The 16,028-nt window shown below is 55.9% G+C and carries 11 protein-coding genes; 7 read left to right on the top strand and 4 right to left on the bottom strand.

The genetic code is table 11. From position 1 onward, the window contains the following. Positions 1-29 precede the first annotated feature (29 nt). Together ACR0NZ_RS16025 and ACR0NZ_RS16020 are read right to left on the bottom strand one after the other, a co-directional pair. The gene (locus tag ACR0NZ_RS16025; RefSeq protein ID WP_480520302.1) at positions 30-1,442 is read right to left on the bottom strand and encodes a GumC family protein; all 1,413 of its coding nucleotides are present in this window, start codon (positions 1,440-1,442) and stop codon (positions 30-32) included. Between the two features lie 130 nt (positions 1,443-1,572). Beyond that, the gene (locus tag ACR0NZ_RS16020; RefSeq protein WP_480520300.1) at positions 1,573-2,349 is read right to left on the bottom strand and encodes an ExeA family protein; all 777 of its coding nucleotides are present in this window, start codon (positions 2,347-2,349) and stop codon (positions 1,573-1,575) included. Positions 2,350-3,093: 744 nt separating this feature from the next. Between ACR0NZ_RS16020 and ACR0NZ_RS16015 the strand changes: the two genes are divergently transcribed. The 7 genes from ACR0NZ_RS16015 (at position 3,094) to ACR0NZ_RS15985 (ending at position 13,298) form a co-directional block, all read left to right on the top strand. After that, the gene (locus ACR0NZ_RS16015; protein WP_480520298.1) at positions 3,094-3,783 is read left to right on the top strand and encodes a sugar transferase; all 690 of its coding nucleotides are present in this window, start codon (positions 3,094-3,096) and stop codon (positions 3,781-3,783) included. An 83-nt stretch (positions 3,784-3,866) separates the two neighbouring features. Beyond that, complete coding sequence (locus ACR0NZ_RS16010) at positions 3,867-6,308, top strand: tetratricopeptide repeat protein (protein WP_480520296.1); 2,442 nt, start codon at positions 3,867-3,869, stop codon at positions 6,306-6,308. Positions 6,309-6,414: 106 nt separating this feature from the next. Further along, complete coding sequence (locus ACR0NZ_RS16005; protein WP_480520294.1) at positions 6,415-7,029, top strand: polysaccharide biosynthesis/export family protein; 615 nt, start codon at positions 6,415-6,417, stop codon at positions 7,027-7,029. A gap of 179 nt (positions 7,030-7,208) precedes the next feature. Next, positions 7,209-8,630 carry a hypothetical protein gene (locus ACR0NZ_RS16000; protein ID WP_480520292.1) on the top strand — a complete coding sequence of 474 codons (1,422 nt, stop codon included), beginning with the start codon at positions 7,209-7,211 and terminating at the stop codon, positions 8,628-8,630. A gap of 134 nt (positions 8,631-8,764) precedes the next feature. Further along, positions 8,765-10,384, top strand: a complete 1,620-nt coding sequence (gene xrtD, locus ACR0NZ_RS15995) for a VPLPA-CTERM-specific exosortase XrtD (RefSeq protein ID WP_480520290.1) — start codon at positions 8,765-8,767, stop codon at positions 10,382-10,384. Positions 10,385-10,611: 227 nt separating this feature from the next. Continuing rightward, complete coding sequence (locus tag ACR0NZ_RS15990; protein ID WP_480520288.1) at positions 10,612-12,159, top strand: hypothetical protein; 1,548 nt, start codon at positions 10,612-10,614, stop codon at positions 12,157-12,159. Positions 12,160-12,197: 38 nt separating this feature from the next. After that, on the top strand, positions 12,198-13,298 hold the full coding sequence (locus ACR0NZ_RS15985; protein WP_480520286.1) for an acyltransferase family protein: 1,101 nt from the start codon (positions 12,198-12,200) through the stop codon (positions 13,296-13,298). 7 nt (positions 13,299-13,305) lie between these two features. Here the strand turns inward: ACR0NZ_RS15985 and ACR0NZ_RS15980 are convergent, their stop codons facing one another. Together ACR0NZ_RS15980 and ACR0NZ_RS15975 are read right to left on the bottom strand one after the other, a co-directional pair. After that, positions 13,306-14,556, bottom strand: a complete 1,251-nt coding sequence (locus ACR0NZ_RS15980) for a glycosyltransferase family 4 protein (protein ID WP_480520284.1) — start codon at positions 14,554-14,556, stop codon at positions 13,306-13,308. Continuing rightward, complete coding sequence (locus tag ACR0NZ_RS15975) at positions 14,549-15,811, bottom strand: nucleotide sugar dehydrogenase (protein WP_480520282.1); 1,263 nt, start codon at positions 15,809-15,811, stop codon at positions 14,549-14,551. The genes ACR0NZ_RS15980 and ACR0NZ_RS15975 overlap by 8 nt, the downstream gene beginning before the upstream one ends. Between the last annotated feature and the right edge of the window lie 217 nt (positions 15,812-16,028).

Here is a 16,028-nt window from a genome sequence, read left to right as displayed (position 1 = left end):
CGCCCTATCCAATCCTGTAGAAGCAAAAATCACCAATAAACCTCCAACTTGTCGATCACTTTTTCAGCGATCAGGTCCAGCGGCAAATAATAGGTATGTACGGCCCAGACCGCTGCGGGAACACCGATCATAATAGCCATGATAACCATAACCCAGGCGACCCGGCGCCAGATCATCTCGCCACGTGAGGGCGCATAGGGAATGGTTGCGATCGGCCATACATCAAGCTTGTTGATCAGGTCTTCGGGTCGACGCACGGACCGGTTCAGGACCTCCAGAAGCAGAACCAAAGCCGCGCCCAGCAGAATCCCAAAAGCAATCCCCCCTGCAGCAATGAACATGCGGTTGGGTTTTGTCGGCGAACTTGGTGCCACAGGATATTCGATCACCGAAATGCGCTGGCCCTGCGATGTCACTTCGATCCGTTCACCGGTCGAGGCGGCTGCCAAACGACCGACAGCGCCGTTGTACTGGGCCTGGATATTGTCATGGTCCCGCTGCAGTTCCGCCAGCGTGATCGCGTTGGCCGGGGTCTGGTCGATGGTCAGCGTCAGCTTGGCTAGGCGATCCGCAATCGAAATCCTCTGATCCTCCAGCGCTGCGACCTCGGAATCAAGCTGGGCCAGTTGCAGATCCAGTGACGAGTTCCCCGTCTGAGGGTTGACCGGCGCGGTATTGGCCGCCTGCTCGGCGGCCACCGTCTTTTCCAGCTGCGCGATTCTAGCCCGTAGGAGTTTGATCTGCGGGTTGGCTTCCGAATAGATCGCCAGCTTCGCGTCAAGCTCACGCCGCAACTGCTCCAACTCCAGCTGCGCAGTTGTTTTGTTTTGCGGTGCTACGTTACCGATCTGACCGGTCGAATTGTAAATCTCCAGTAGATTCTCCCGCTGGCTTTTTTTTGCGAAAATCTGCTGATCCGTTTGTTCAAGATTGGTCTGCAACGCCCCCTGCTGCGCTAGCCGGAACTGCAGGCTGCTTGGCAAGGCACTGGAGTTCTCTCTTTCGAACTCCAAAATACGGGAGCTGCGTATGTCTAACTCGTTGCCAAGACGTTCAACTTCCTGTTGGAAAAAGCTCAGCGTGTCCGACGCGCGCCCTTTGCGGTACGATACATCGAGCTTCTGGATTTCCGTCAGATATTCATTGAGTACCCCGGCGGCGATCTGGCCTGTCCGGGCTTCGAAAGTAATGCTCATCAGGCTGGCCTGGTTCAGGCCCGAATTGATGCGGATTCCGGTGTTCGCCCGCATCGCGTCAACGATTTGATCCGGGGTTGCTTCGTCCTGATCAGGTAATACTGAAATCTTGCGGGCGATATCCAGAAGGACCGGCCGCGTGAGCAATCGCTGTTCAACGATCTGCAACTGTTCACCGGCAGAGGTATTGACGGTGCTGGCCGCAAGGTTGCCCGGAATCTGAGGCGATTCAACAATCAGCCGCATCTGCGACACATATGTCGACGGCAAGGTCATCGCGACAATGATGGAAGTTGCCGAAATAACCAAGGCCACAATGAGGAAATACGGGAGCCGCCTCAGGAAAATGGAAGAATAGTAACGAATTGGGCCCATTTCAGACTATCAGCTCCCTCTCAAGCGAGTTGCCACCAAAGAACACGCCATCCGCGATCACCTGATCGACGACGCTTTCATCCACCTTGTCCGCCTCGCTTGTCCAGGCATAGAGCAGAGCAAAATCACAAAACTGGTTCACAAGGCGCGGCACGCCGCGCGTCTGCTGAAAAATCATCTTGCAGGCGTCTGCCGTGAACTCCTCGCCCGAGCCGCCGGCGATCTTCATTCTGTGTTCAATATAGCTTTCGACCGAGACCTCATCCATCCGTTCCAAATGAAAACTTGCGGCCACCCTTTGTGTCAGCTGACGCATTTTGGGATCGAGAACCATGTCGCGCAACTCGGGCTGACCAACCAGGACAAGCTGTATCAACTCGTCCGTGTTCGCGTTGATGTTGGTCAGCATGCGAATTTCTTCCAGGCCTTCGACTGTCAGGTTCTGCGCTTCGTCGAAAATCAGTATCACCCGGCGCCCTGCGGCATATTCCGAGACCAGAAAATCCTGCAGCGCCCGAAACAGCTGCACATAGGTTGCATCTTTTTCGATGGGCAGACCCAAAGCATGCAACACCCACTGCAACAGCTCTCCTCGCCCCCCTTGCGCATTCGAGATTAGTCCAACAGTGATCGATTGCTCCATTTCACTCAGAAGATGTTGAACAAGCGTTGTTTTTCCCGCCCCGATCTCACCTGTCAGCACGGTAATCGGTGCGCAGCTCATGACGCCGAACTGCAAGACGGAATAGCCCCGTTTGTGAAGCGGTGACCAGTACATAAACCCAGGATCCGGCAGCAGCGTGAAGGGCCGCCGGTCAAGCCCGAAGAAATCTAAATAAAACCCGTCGCTGGAAGCCATTGCACCACGGTCGCCTTCCGTCTTGTCAAACCTGATCCTGCCCCCGCTGAGATCACTCGAAATAGCACCCTGAACCACCAGCAAACCCTTATACAATGCAGAATATCATATGAACTGAAAAATACTTGGTAGCTACTCTGCCATAAAATCAAGATAGTGAGCATTACTAAAATTTACAGTCTCCAAATTGACGCTTCAGCCCTCTCAATCTGGCGATAATCAAGGAATTGTTTCCCTCCGGGGCCCTGTGCACACCGCCTGAACGAGCAGCGGTGAGTCTGAAAACCGCCGGCATTCAAAAACACATTTGACCTTGGCATTGGAGCTAAAGTTACCAATACGCACGCACTGTCCCCAAAGAGGAAACAAACATCTCGGATGCATTACTCGGTTGTCGTAAATATTTTGCATTCTCGAACTCCAATGGCTTCGGTTTGCCACGCTTTTGGGGCGACCGCTTCTGGATTAATGTTTTGCAAGCCAGCAGGAATTTGTTAACACTTGGTGGCAGGGATTTGTCGATGATGTGAATATGGGCAGATCTCAAACAGACATAAGAATATAATGTTTTTTGTACGTAAGTAAGTTTGAGGTTGAGCGTAGGAAGTTCCTGAGTTTGGTAGGTGGTTCTTGGGTGTTTTTTGTGTGTTGGGGGTTTAAATAGTGACAAGTCATTCGAAAGAGGTAGCCAACGCTGGCGCGGGCTACCCTCATATCTCTGTTATGCGGGCCCCGACGAAATCTACGGGGTTTTACAGAAGTACGGGGAAACGCGTTTTCGACATTGTATTCGTGCTGCTTGCAGCACCGTTTGTCGTGCCCCTGATTTTGGTCCTGGCTGTATTTCTCGCCTTTCAGGGCGTCACACCATTTTACCGGCAGGAACGGGTCGGCCGAAACGGTCGGGTGTTCATGTTACTGAAACTGCGCACCATGGTGCATGATGCTGAGACGGTACTGAAGGACCATCTGGCGGCTAACCCCGAAGCGCGTGCGGAATGGGACCGGAATCAGAAGCTGCGCAATGACCCGCGCATCATCAAGTTCGGCTCGTTCCTGCGGAAGTCCTCGATGGATGAACTGCCGCAATTCTGGAATGTGCTGCTGGGCGATATGTCCATGGTTGGCCCCCGGCCTATGATGGTAAACCAGCAGAACCTGTATCCCAGCACAACCTACTATCTGATGCTTCCCGGCATCACCGGGGCATGGCAGGTTTCAAAGCGGAACAACTCCTCGTTCGCCGAACGCGCGCATCACGATACCGAGTATTGGAAGAATATGTCTTTCACCTCGGATATTTCCATCCTGGTGCGGACGGTTTCCGTTGTGCTGCGCGGCACCGGCTGTTGACGACCTGACCCGCTGCCGGGTGTAATCAGGCCAACCACTTTTCCTTCGGCACCGGGTAAATGAGCATGTCAATCATAAGAAGAATGTCCCTTCTGGCCAGCAATCGCCTGGCAATTGTTTTTCTTACCCTATCTTTAGTTCTAAGCGCCTGCGACTCGGCCGAAGAGCGCGCAGAAGCCCATTTCCAGGCTGGTCTGGCCCATCTGGAAAAAGGTGATGTCGAACGCGCGCTGGTCGAATTCAAGAACGTATTCAAGCTGAACGGCCAGCACAAAGAAGCCCGCCTGACCTTTGCCAGGGTCGAGCGCGAACGCGGCAACATCCCGGTCGCTTATCGGCAATACCTGCTGCTGGTCGAGCAATATCCGGACAATCTCGAAGGGCATCGCGCCTTGGCGGAAATGGCTCTGGATATCGGAAACTGGGAAGATCTGCGGCGCTACGCCGGAACGGCAAAAGACCTAGCTCCCGATGACATCGAAATCAAATCGCTCAACAATACGCTGGTCTATACCGATGCCGTAAAGGCCAACAACGCCGCCGAGGCTGATCTCGCCATCGGTACTGCCCATGAGATACTGGCCGAACACCCCAACCTGATGACCGCGCGGCAGATTGTTATCGATGATCTGGTCCGGTCTGAGGACTGGGCGGCTGTCTTGCAGGAAACCGATACGGCCCTGAGTTTTGCGCCACATCAGGGCAATTTATACGCAATTCGCCTCCGTGCCTTGCAGGAGCTGCAAAAGCCCGAGGAAATCGAAAAACAGCTGATACGAATGCTCGAGCTCTTCCCTCAAGACACAAGCGTGCAGCAAACTCTTTTCGAGCACTATATTGACCAAAGCAATCTGGATGCTGCCGAGGGTGTGTTGCGCGATCAGGTCGAGGCCCAAGCGCAGGATCTGTTCTCGACACAAAGGCTCATAGCGTTTGTGGCAGAACATCGCGGATCTGCCGCAGCAATTGTCGAGTTAGATGACATCATCGCTTCGGGTGGGGTGAATACACCGCGTTTCAAGACCATGCGGGCGGCCCTGAGATTTCAACTCGGTGACACGCAGACAGCTCTTTCCGAGATGCGGGAATTGCTTGAAGATGCCGACCGAACGACACAGACACGCGAGAATCAGGTCGAGTTTGCCCGTATGCTGCTGGCAGCTGGCAAACCTGAGGAAGGGCAAACTGTGATTGAACAGGTCCTAACCGAAGACCCGACGCAGGCCGAAGCTGTAAAATTGAAGGCAGCCTGGCTGATCGGAGAAGAGCAAACCGGCGATGCGATCGTGCTTTTGCGCGAAGCTCTGCACGAAACCCCCCGGGATTCACAGCTTATGACCCTGACGGCCCAGGCCCATGAACGCAACGGCGACCGGGAACTGATGGGCGAGATGCTGGCGCTTGCAACAGAGGTGTCCCAAAATGCGCCGGAAGAGGCGCTGAATTACGTCCGGTACTTGCTTGCAGAGGATAATCTGGGGGTCGCAGAACGCATTTTGATCGACGCTCTCCGGCAAAATCCCGACAACTCGGAATTGTTGTTGGCACTCGGCAGCGTGTATCTGAACCTACAGAACTGGGAACGGCTTGAAGTAGTGCTGAACACCGTCCGCGATCTGGACGACCCCGAAGCGCGGCGGCGGTCAAACGAGATCAAAGCGCAGATGTTGTCGGCCCAAGAACGCAAGGATGAACTGACGGCTTTTCTGGAAGAACTGGCGAACGACGCTGAATTCGGCCTGTCAGCTGACATTGCACTTATCCGTCTAATGCTGACACAAGGTGACGTGGCCGGCGCCACTAAACGCCTTGATGAGTTGCTTACAGAAGATCCAGACTCGCTGAACCTGCGTTTGGTGAAAGCCCGTGTTCTTATTGGGGAAGGCAAGTTCGACAAAGCCGAGCAGCACTACCGCGCGATCCTCAAAGATCACCCTGATGCGGTCCGCGCCTGGACCAGCTTGTTTTCATTGAAAGTTCAGCGCGAACGGCCAGAACAGGCCCGAGCCATACTGGATGAGGCGTTGGCCACCCTGCCAGAAAACCCGAACCTTTTGATGCTGCAAGCAGCAGAGCACGAACGCGCCGGAGAATTGGATCAGGCAATTTCGGTCTATGAAAAGCTGTACCCGCTCAGCAACCGATCTCTGGTTGTGGCCAACAATCTGGCAAGCCTTCTGACGACTCACCGCAGTGATGACGAAAGCCTGCAACAGGCTCAGGATCTGGCACGACGGCTGCGCGGTACAAGAATACCCGCGTATCAGGATACCTATGGCTGGATTGCCTATCGGCTGGGCCGCTATGAAGAGGCGCTCATTTATCTCGAACCGGCGGCCAGAACTTTCTCAGATCAGCCTTTAGTTTTATACCATCTGGGCAAGACCTACGCCGCAGTGGATCGGAAAGAAGACGCCTTGCGCGCATATCTGGCAGCGCAAAAAACCGGAATTGCCCTAAATGTTTCCCCAACGCTTGAGGAAGAAATCGAACAATTGAGCGCATCAAGCATCGCCGGACAATAAAAGAGCGCTGTATTTCTGCCGCATCTTGCCCTCTTCAGGTATCCTGCGGATTGTTTAGCGAGAAGCAAGAAGGCATAAACAGAGGGAAAAAGTGAAAGATTTGAATATGCGTACAGTTATCGGATCACTCATTGCTCTTGTCATCGCCATGTTTGTGGCAACGGAATCGTGGGCGCAAGGTTCATATCAAATCCAGCCGGGTGATGCGCTTCAGGTGGAGGTGCTGGAAGACCCCACTCTGAATCGGACCGTTCTGGTTCTGCCTGACGGCTCCATCAACTTCCCTCTTGTCGGCTCGTTGCGGGCAGCCGGTCAGTCCACCAACGGCCTAAGCTCGTCTCTCTCTTCGGCGCTGGCCAGGAATTTCAATACACCGCCGACGGTATTTATCTCGATCGCATCGCTTGCACCGCCTCCGTTGCTAGGAGGGCTCGCCTCGACCGGGCCAACGATCGAAGTCTTCATAATGGGTGAGGTCAATGTACCCGGAAAGCATCTTGCAACCGAAGGTACGACCATTCTACAGGTTTTGGCGCAGGCCGGTGGCCTGACCAATTTCGCGGCTCGCAAACGCATCGAATTGCGTCGGGCTGATAATAAAACAGGCGTGATGAACAAATACACCTACAATTACAATGGCTCGGGCGGCGGCATCCAGGGAAATACTGTGCTCAAGCCCGGAGACGTTGTTGTCGTGCCAGCACGCCGCTTGTTCGAATAGGGGCTGTACAGGTGGGGAAGTTCAGGAACAGGCTGTCCTCTGTTCTGGGGGGCGGAGTAGCGTTTGCAATTTCGCTGATGCCAGCATTTGGGCAGCAGGCCCAGCTACCACAGGCTCCCATACCGCAAACAACGGCACAACCAATAACGTCGGCGCAAACAACCCTGCAGCAGACAACCGTGCCATCAACGGTTGTGCAACAAACGCCCAGCCAACAATTGATCACACAACAGGCATTACGAAACCCGGCCCGACAGGTTGGTCTGCCCGCAACCGGTCAGGCGACCGGGATCGGCTCCGGTCTGAGCGTCACTCTGGATTATCTGACATCCTTCAAACACGACAACAATCTCAGGCTGACGGATCCATCGCTTGGGTCGACAACATGGTGGGAAAATACACTGGCCCTGAGCGTCCTGAGGCAGGCATCCGATTCCTCTCTGGCCCTTGATCTTTCAGGTTTGTATCGGATCGCCAACGAACCGATTATCGGAACAGAATCGTCGTTTTCGGATCCATCCGCGCTGCTGGCATATCAGCGCACGCGCTCGAACAGCCAACTTGGTCTGCTTCTGGAATACCGCGAACAGGATTTGGCCTTCAACCGATCGCTGACGGACACTAATTTTGATGGCATCATAGACTCCGCCGACGTGATCGGAACTGTCGGAGATCAAGTCAACACCCGCGCAGGCCTGAATTGGGCTGTCGGCCTGAACGCCCCCTTGGGATTCCAGTTCGACTACCGCCATCGCGAACGCAGCTACAAGAATACGATCGATCCAAGCCTGTTCGAGAACAGGTCAGACATTTATACCGCGACCACGCTGTTCCGGGTTTCTCCAATTTTACTGGGCAATCTGCGAGTCAATTACGAAGACTTTTCAGCGGATGACAGCGTACAAACCGACCGGCAGACAACAACCGTTTCAATGGGCGGGACATATAATATCTCTGCCACAACCACTGTCACCGCAAATGCCGGGTACACTCAGGTTGACGATACAGAACGCGCAACCAACACGAATAATGTAACCGAGGACTTTGTCTGGAATTTCTCATGGAACAAGGCGCTCTCCGATGGAAATGCGGATATTCAAATTGACCAGATTTTCGGGGTGAACGGCTCCAGAATTAATGCAACTGCCGGACGCAGCTATCAGCGGGCCAATGGATCGTTGAGTTTCAATGCTGGCTTTACCCGCGGACCGTTCGATGAGGTCACCCCGATCGGTCAGATCGACTATTCCTACCGGCTGCCCAATTCCCGGATCGGGGCGACGATCCAACGCCGTGTCGGCACCAGCACAGACAGTTTGGAAACCCGCCAGACACTAGCCTTCCTGACATACGACTACGTCATCAATCCCGTGTCCGCCCTTTCCTTCAGCATCGATGTAATTGATCAGGAAACGGAAGGCTCAGGCGCATCGAATCCACGCACACGAGGCACGTTCAGCGCATCCTACAGCCGCGCGATTACAAGAGTCTGGGCTATGAACCTGGGGTACCAATACGAAAGAGATGACCAGAACGGCTTTACCGCAAGTTCAAGCTCGGTCTTTTTGACCCTTGGGCGGCGGTTCATCCTCAAGCCCTGACCCGTTTTCAAAACTGTCATTAATTTAGAACAAACCCACCCCAATAAGGTGATTGTTTCAACGCTAGATCAGAAATACGCGACCTCAAACCACCGTAATTCCAGATCACATCCGATTGTGCATGATAAAAAGCGATGCAACATTTCGAATCAAATAACAGCCGTAACAAGATGATTGAGGCGGCCCGAATGGCCTTGCCAGCCATCGACACCGTCGGGCTGTTCTTGTTTACCCTGCTTCTGATCGGGTCGGTCCCCGTTTTCTGGATCGGGATTGTCTCGCTGGGCGCGGCGTGGAGCACGCCGGAATACAGTCACGGACCGCTGATCCCTATCATCTCGCTGTACCTGTTCCTGCGTGAACTACGCGACATGCCGGTGCCCAATCCCATCGTGCGCGACCGCTGGCCTGGCGTGGCCGTGATTGCCGGGGCCCTGGCCATCGCCATTCTGGGAAATCTGGCCCGAATTCCGGATATCGTCACCTATGCGATGATCATCTGGACCGGTGGCGTCATGGTGACCGTCTTCGGCTGGCAACGCGGGAAATACCACCAATTGCCCGTAATCCATCTGATCTTCATGCTGCCCCTGCCCCAGTTCGTCTACTGGAAGCTCACGATCTTCCTGCAATGGATATCGTCCGAGCTGGGCGTCTGGTTCGTGCAGCTCGCCGGTGTTTCGGTCTTTATCGAAGGCAATGTCATCGATCTGGGAGTCTACAAGCTGCAGGTGGCCGAGGCCTGTTCCGGGCTACGCTACCTGTTCCCGATCCTCAGCTTTTCATACCTCTTTGCCCTGCTCTACCGCGGCCCGATCTGGCACAAGGTGGTTCTGCTGGTCTCGGCCGCGCCGCTGACCGTTCTGATGAACTCCATCCGCATCGGCGTAATCGGTATTCTGGTCAATCAGCATGGCATCGAACAAGCCGAAGGGTTCATGCATTTCTTCGAAGGCTGGATCATCTTCCTGCTCTGCGTCGCCATTCTGTTTCTCATGGCGCTCGGCTTGCAGCGTCTGGCCCCCGATCCGAAACCGTTCACCGAGGCAATCGACCTGGATACCGAAGGGCTGGGTACCGTCGCGCTGCGCATTTTCAGCATTCGCGCTTCGGTCGCGCTGGCGGTGGCGACCCTGTTGACTCTTGCGGCATCAACCGCCTGGACCCTGCGGCCGGCTTCGGACGTGCGACCCATCGAGCGCGATCCCTTTGTCCTCTATCCGCGCCAATTGGGCGACTGGTCGGGGTCGACCACCAGCCTTGATCCCAAGGTCGAACAGACCCTGGGCGCGGACGATTATCTCAATGCCACCTATATCGACACCGAGTCCGGTGATTTCGTGAACATGTTCGTGGCCTTCTACAACAAACAAACCGATGGTGATGGCATCCATTCACCCGAGGTTTGCCTGCCCGTAGGTGGCTGGGAAATCTTCAGCCTTGAGCCATATGAGATCAATCCGGGCGACACCCCTTACGGCAGCTTTACCGTCAACCGCGCGGTCATCCAGAAAGAGCTGTCAAAGCAGCTTGTTTACTACTGGTTCGAACAGCGCGGCAAACGCATGGTCAACGATTTCCGCGCCAAGATGAGCGTTATTCAGGACGGGTTCACCATGGGCCGGACCGACGGCGCATTGGTTCGTTTTGTCACCCCCATCCTGCCTGGCGAAACCGAGGCGGACGCGGATGCCAGACTGCAGCGTTTCATGGAACCCAGTCTGAGGCTGCTACCCCGCTTTGTCCCACAATGACAGCCATGCCAGATATGAATGATCAACCTGTTCTCTCCTTGGATCAGCAAGACGCATTCAAAGCAATATCAAATATACGGCTGCCAAACCTTTGCCGCATGGTAGGTGTAGCTAAAATTTCAAACCACCTCTGAACATAATAGCTGTATGGTTAGGTGCTTCTGATTGTTAGCCGACAAAACGTTCTGATTATTGAGTATATGAAAAAGTATGAGTGTACGGCAGAGATGAATACGTCGATCCGAAGTGACGGCCAGCGCGCGGTTCTAGTACTGACCATATGCGTCAGCCTCATTCCGTTGTTCGTGACGCCTGTCCTGCCCCTGACGGATTTCTACGCCCACATCGCGCGCTACTATGTTCTGGCAAACCTGCCGGCTTCGAATACGTTGCAGCAATATTACGAATCCGCCTGGCAGCTGCTACCCAATCTCGGCCTTGATGTTGTGGGGATGAGCATCATGAAGATTCTGCACCCGCTGCTTGGAGCCAAGCTGATCGCCGGACTTATCATCGCTGCGCCCTTTGCCGGTGTCCTGTACCTGTCGCATGTCCTGCATGGCCGGATCACAACGCTAAACGTGCTGCTGGCCGGGCTGGTGGCCTATAACCACATCCTGATCTGGGGGTTTTCGAACTTTCTGCTGGGGCTGGGCGTTCTTTTGGGCGCAACCGGATACTGGATCGCTGCGCAGGACCGTCCGGCGCGCCAGTTGCTCGTGACGGCTACCCTGGGTCTTCTACTGTTTTTCATCCACGGCTTTGCATTTGCGCTTTGGGGTCTGATCCTGGGCATGGTCGAGCTGTCGCTTGCGCTTCGGGTAGGGCATTCGGGGTTTGCCGCCCTTGCACGACGGGCCGGCAGGCTGGCTTTGATCGCCATCGCCCCGGTCCTGCTGTTCCTGCAGACGAAAACCGCAGGTGGTGGTGCGACCTCACCGGTTACAAACCTGCTGGCGCATGCTGAAAAAGGAACCTTGTGGGACCGGCTGAGTACCGAGGTTTTCCTGCGCATCGACGGCTTTCTACGGGTGGCGGATTCAACCTGGCGCTCGTTCGACTATGGGTTCGGCGTTATTTTGTGGGGCGCGCTGATCTGCGGCCTGCTGGCCGGTGTCTGGCACATCGACAAGCGCATGAAGCTTGCCGTTGCGCTTTGCGCCGTGCTGGTTCTGATCATACCGCCCAACCTGTTTGGCGTCGGGCATCTCAGCGAGCGTACCCCGCTTTTGTTGCTGACGCTTCTGGCGGCCAGCCTGTCTCTGAACCCGGACGCAAAACTATCTTACCGGCAGGCAGCGATCGCAACGCTTGCCGGGCTGTTGCTGGTTCGGAATCTGGTGCTGACCACCGGATGGTATCAGGATGGCAGGAACTACGCAGCATTCCTCGACGCGCTCAACACGCATGACACGCTCAGCCTGGGCGCGGGGGCCTATCTGGAAGACACCAGAAACCCGCAGATGTTCAGGCCCAGCTGTATCCCTTTGTCGTTTCTCATGGTGTTCAACGGAACCGCTGTGCCGACATTTGCCAATCCCACGCAACAGCCCATCCGGCTGGTCGGGCCATTGAGCGATATACAGACGGCAACCCGGCAGATCAGCGGGGATACCGAATACACGGTGCCTTCTGCTCTGGCTATCCTGTCACAGGCAAAGGCGGATACCGTCGTGGTCTGTGCGGTGGATTCTTTCCGGCAGCAGGTCGATGGTTTCAGGATACTGGCCGCAACCGAACCGTGGACCCTGTATCAACGTGAAGCTGCCCAATAGCCCCGCCTTAAGGATATGATCGACCCAGAGACCCGTAAATGAAAGCAAGCGTTGCGAGCATATCACCCACAGAGACCGCCAGGTTCATCGCGGACCGCGCGGACGGTCGCGATAATAATTTCAACCTGATCCGCATTCTTGCGGCCAGTGGTGTGTTGGTGTCGCACGCTTATCCCATCAGCTGGGGCAGTGGGGCACCCCAGCCCCTTGAAAACCTGCTGCACGGCCTGACATTGGGAACGGTCTGCGTATGGATTTTCTTTGCCATTTCCGGGTTCTTCATCACGCGCAGCTTTGACCGGCAATCATCCGTGGTTTCGTTCCTGACAGCCCGGGTTTTACGGCTGTTTCCCGCCCTTGCCACGGTTCTTATCGTGACCATCATGGTGGCCGGTTTCGTGCTGACAAACGCCGAACCTTCTGTGTTCTGGGCCGCGACCAGCGAATATTTCATCCGCAACATGCTGTTGTTCGACTTGTTATACGGCCTGCCTGGCGTGTTTGAATCCAACCCCGGCGGAGCCGGGATCAACGGGTCGCTCTGGTCTCTGTCCTATGAAGTCACCTGTTATGCAGGTGTCTTCATTTGCGGTCTTCTCGGTCTGCTGGGAAACCGAAAGATCTTTGCCGGATTAGTGCTGCTGTTCCTGTGCATCTACGCCGCAACAATGGTTCTGGACCTGAACACGCGTATCGAGCAACTCGCAAAGCTTGGGCTGACGTTCCTTACAGGAATGGTGTTTTACATCTGGCGCGACAAAATCCCCCTGTCCTGGGGCATGCTTTCCGGAGTGGCAGCCGTGACCGTCGCCGCCTGGTTCACACCGCTGTTTATGCCCGTATTCGCTGTCAGCCTGTCTTATGCGGTGTTCTTCGCCGGATACGCCAAAGTACCGCTGCTGCTGAACTACAACCGGCTGGGCGACTATTCCTACGGCGTTTACATTTACGCTTTTCCCATCCAGCAGCTTGTGGCGCAATCGGGGGTGACAACACCTGCCATAAACATGGCCATCGCGATGCCCTTCACGCTGATCTGCGCCATTCTGTCCTGGCATCTGATTGAAGCGCCTGCCATGAAACTGCGGCACCGGATCAAAGCGCCGGGGCGCGTCAAGGCCAAGCAAGTCGCCAAATAGGCTGGCCCTACCCTTTCCAGATCCGCTGATACGCCGCAATCAGCGCGGGGACCTGATGGGGCCAGGCCATCTCGGCTTCGACCCGGGCGCGGCCATAGCGGCCCATGGCGGCGCGGCGGTCGGCATCTGCCAGCAGCTCGGTGATCTTGTCGGCCATATCCACCGGATCGTTGGCCTTGGCGTAAAGCGAGGCTTCCTGTGCCGAGAACCGCCCTTCGGTCACGTCGAACTGAACGATGGGTTTCTCGAACGCCATGTATTCAAGGATCTTGTTCATGGTGGATTTGTCATTCATCTCGTTCACCCGGTCCGGGTTCACGCAGACATCGGCGGTCGACAGGATCTCGAACAGATCCTGATCCGGCGCGCGGCCGGTGAAGGTGACGCAATCCGACAGGCCCATATCAGAGGACTGTTCCCGCAGCTTGTCCAGGCTGGGACCGCCGCCCACAAGGCAGAACTGGATGTCGTCGCGCCCCTGAACCTGCACAAGATGCGCCACGGATTCCAGCAGAAGGTCAATGCCTTCCTGATCGCCCATGACGCCGACATAGCCCACCATGTATGTCCGCCCGTTGCGCCACGCGGGGTTTGGCGGCAGGTGCTGCAACCGGCTCAGATCGGGGCCCGAGCGAACCACAAAGACATCCTCGGGCGCCATGCCGCCGCGCTCGATGGCGATCTTGCGATAGCTTTCATTGGTGGCAATCGACACCCGTGCCGAGGCGAAGGTCAGCCGCTCGAACGTCTTCATCAGCTTCCAGAAGAAGCCGCGTTTGTCGAACTTGGCCTCGTAAAGCTCGGGGTTGATGTCGTGGTGATCGAACAGATAGCGCACGCCAAACAGCTTGAAGGGCAGCGCCACCAGAAAGATCAGATCGGGCGGGTTGCAACCATGGATGACGTGAAACCCACGGGTGAACTTGATCTTCAGTGACAGCCAGCTTTCCCAGAACAGCGCCGCGCCATATTCCAGCAAATATCCCAACGCGCCACTGGCATCCAACGGCAGCGGGTGGCGGTAGACCTTGATGCCTTCATCTTCCCAGACACGTTCCTCATGGCCCTTGCCGGTGGGGCAGATGACCGAGACCAGCGCGCCTGCAGCAGCCAGCGTGCGCGCCTCCATCCAGACGCGGCGGTCAAAGGGCACGGGCAGGTTTTCCACCACGATCAGAACCTTCAGCCCTTTCAGCGGCTGGCTCTGGCGCAGCTCGTCGAACGAGATCGGCTGAACGGCGGACACAGGGCTAGTCATATTCATAGGTTCTTATCACCTCTGCATCGCCAAGGTTCAGCTCGTTCACGATCCGGTTCGATCCGACCACCAAATCCCATGGCCCGGCCTCGGCCGCGGCGCGATCAACCAACAGGCGGCCCACATTGGGCAGATGGGTAAAGGCATAACCCAGGTTCTGCCCCCGCAGATCAGCAGGCTTGATGGCCGGATCATAGACCGACAGCTGATACCCCGCCTGCAGCAGCCGCCGGGCAATATCGACATTGGGGCTTTCGCGCAGATCATCGGTTCCGGCCTTGAAGGCCAGCCCCGCCATCAGCACCCGGCCGCCTTCGGGCAGCCGCGCCATGATGTCCTGCGCCTGATAGGTCTTGTGCGCCTGATTGGTCTGCAACAGGCTGTCGATCAGATGGGTATGGGCCCCCACCTCGCCAGCGATATGCTGCAGCGCGCGCACATCTTTGGGCAGGCACGAGCCCCCGAACGCGCCGCCCGGGCGGGTGTAATAGGCCGAGATATTCAGCTTGGTATCCGAGACGAAAATCTCGTGCATGGTTTTGGCGGATACGCCCATGCTGTGGCAGATACGGCCGATCTCGTTGGCGAAGGCCACCTTGGTGGCGTGCCAGGTGTTGTCGACGAATTTGGTGATCTCGGCCTCTTCAAAAGCGGTGTAGAACACCGGCGCGTCCAACCCCTCGTGCATTTCGTCCATCACCGCCGAGCGATTGCCATCGGCTGTACCAACAACGATCTTGGGCGGGTTGAAGAAGTCATCTACCGCCGACGCCTCGCGCAGGAATTCGGGGTTATAGACAATCTCGACCGCCTGACCCGTCCGCTCGCCCAGATAGCTTTGGAAGATCGGCTCGATCAGCTGCCGCACGGTGCCTGGCCGGAAGGTTGACCGATACGCCACCGTCAGAGGCCGCGCCCGATCCGGCGATACGGTCTCGGCAATCTGACGCGTCACCTCGGCCACGAAGCTCATGTTATGCGAGCCGTCAGTGGAACTGGGCGTGCCCACACAGACAATGGCCAGATCCACATCCCCGAGATCCGGCATCTCGACCACGGCGCGGATCAGATTTTTCCCAAGCGCCTCGGTCAGCAACTCTTCAACCTTGGGTTCCTTGATTGGGGGCTGGCCTGCGTTGATTTCGGAAACCTTGTCGGCACTCACATCAATGCCGATCACCTCATGCCCTTCACGGGTCAGACAGCACGCCGCTGTGAACCCCACATATCCCAAACCAAAAATCGCAATCTTCATACTGTCATACCGCTCTAAAACTCAGCACCCAATACCCGGCGGCGACCACGAAATGTGCAAACCGTCACGCTTGGTTTCTTTCTGTATTTGATGTCCAATTCATGACACCAATTGAAAATACACTTTGAAACAGAATTCAATCTACTGGTACGAGATACGAGTATCCTCTGATAAACGAAACAAAACCGTTGCGAGGCAATACAAAATAGCACTATGC

This window comes from Ruegeria sp. AE3, from assembly GCF_056542225.1.
This window is presented reverse-complemented; position numbering and strand designations above follow the sequence as displayed.

Bases quoted from the DNA above. Each gene is read 5' to 3' on its own strand.
- ACR0NZ_RS16025 (WP_480520302.1), bottom strand. From the start codon at position 1,442: ATGCGGCTGATTGTTGAATCGCCTCAGATTCCGGGCAACCTTGCGGCC.
- ACR0NZ_RS16020 (WP_480520300.1), bottom strand. From the start codon at position 2,349: ATGTACTGGTCACCGCTTCACAAACGGGGCTATTCCGTCTTGCAGTTC.
- ACR0NZ_RS16010 (WP_480520296.1), top strand. From the start codon at position 3,867: ATGTCCCTTCTGGCCAGCAATCGCCTGGCAATTGTTTTTCTTACCCTA.
- ACR0NZ_RS16005 (WP_480520294.1), top strand. From the start codon at position 6,415: ATGCGTACAGTTATCGGATCACTCATTGCTCTTGTCATCGCCATGTTT.
- xrtD (WP_480520290.1), top strand. From the start codon at position 8,765: ATGCAACATTTCGAATCAAATAACAGCCGTAACAAGATGATTGAGGCG.
- ACR0NZ_RS15990 (WP_480520288.1), top strand. From the start codon at position 10,612: ATGAATACGTCGATCCGAAGTGACGGCCAGCGCGCGGTTCTAGTACTG.
- ACR0NZ_RS15985 (WP_480520286.1), top strand. From the start codon at position 12,198: ATGAAAGCAAGCGTTGCGAGCATATCACCCACAGAGACCGCCAGGTTC.
- ACR0NZ_RS15980 (WP_480520284.1), bottom strand. From the start codon at position 14,556: ATGACTAGCCCTGTGTCCGCCGTTCAGCCGATCTCGTTCGACGAGCTG.
- ACR0NZ_RS15975 (WP_480520282.1), bottom strand. From the start codon at position 15,811: ATGAAGATTGCGATTTTTGGTTTGGGATATGTGGGGTTCACAGCGGCG.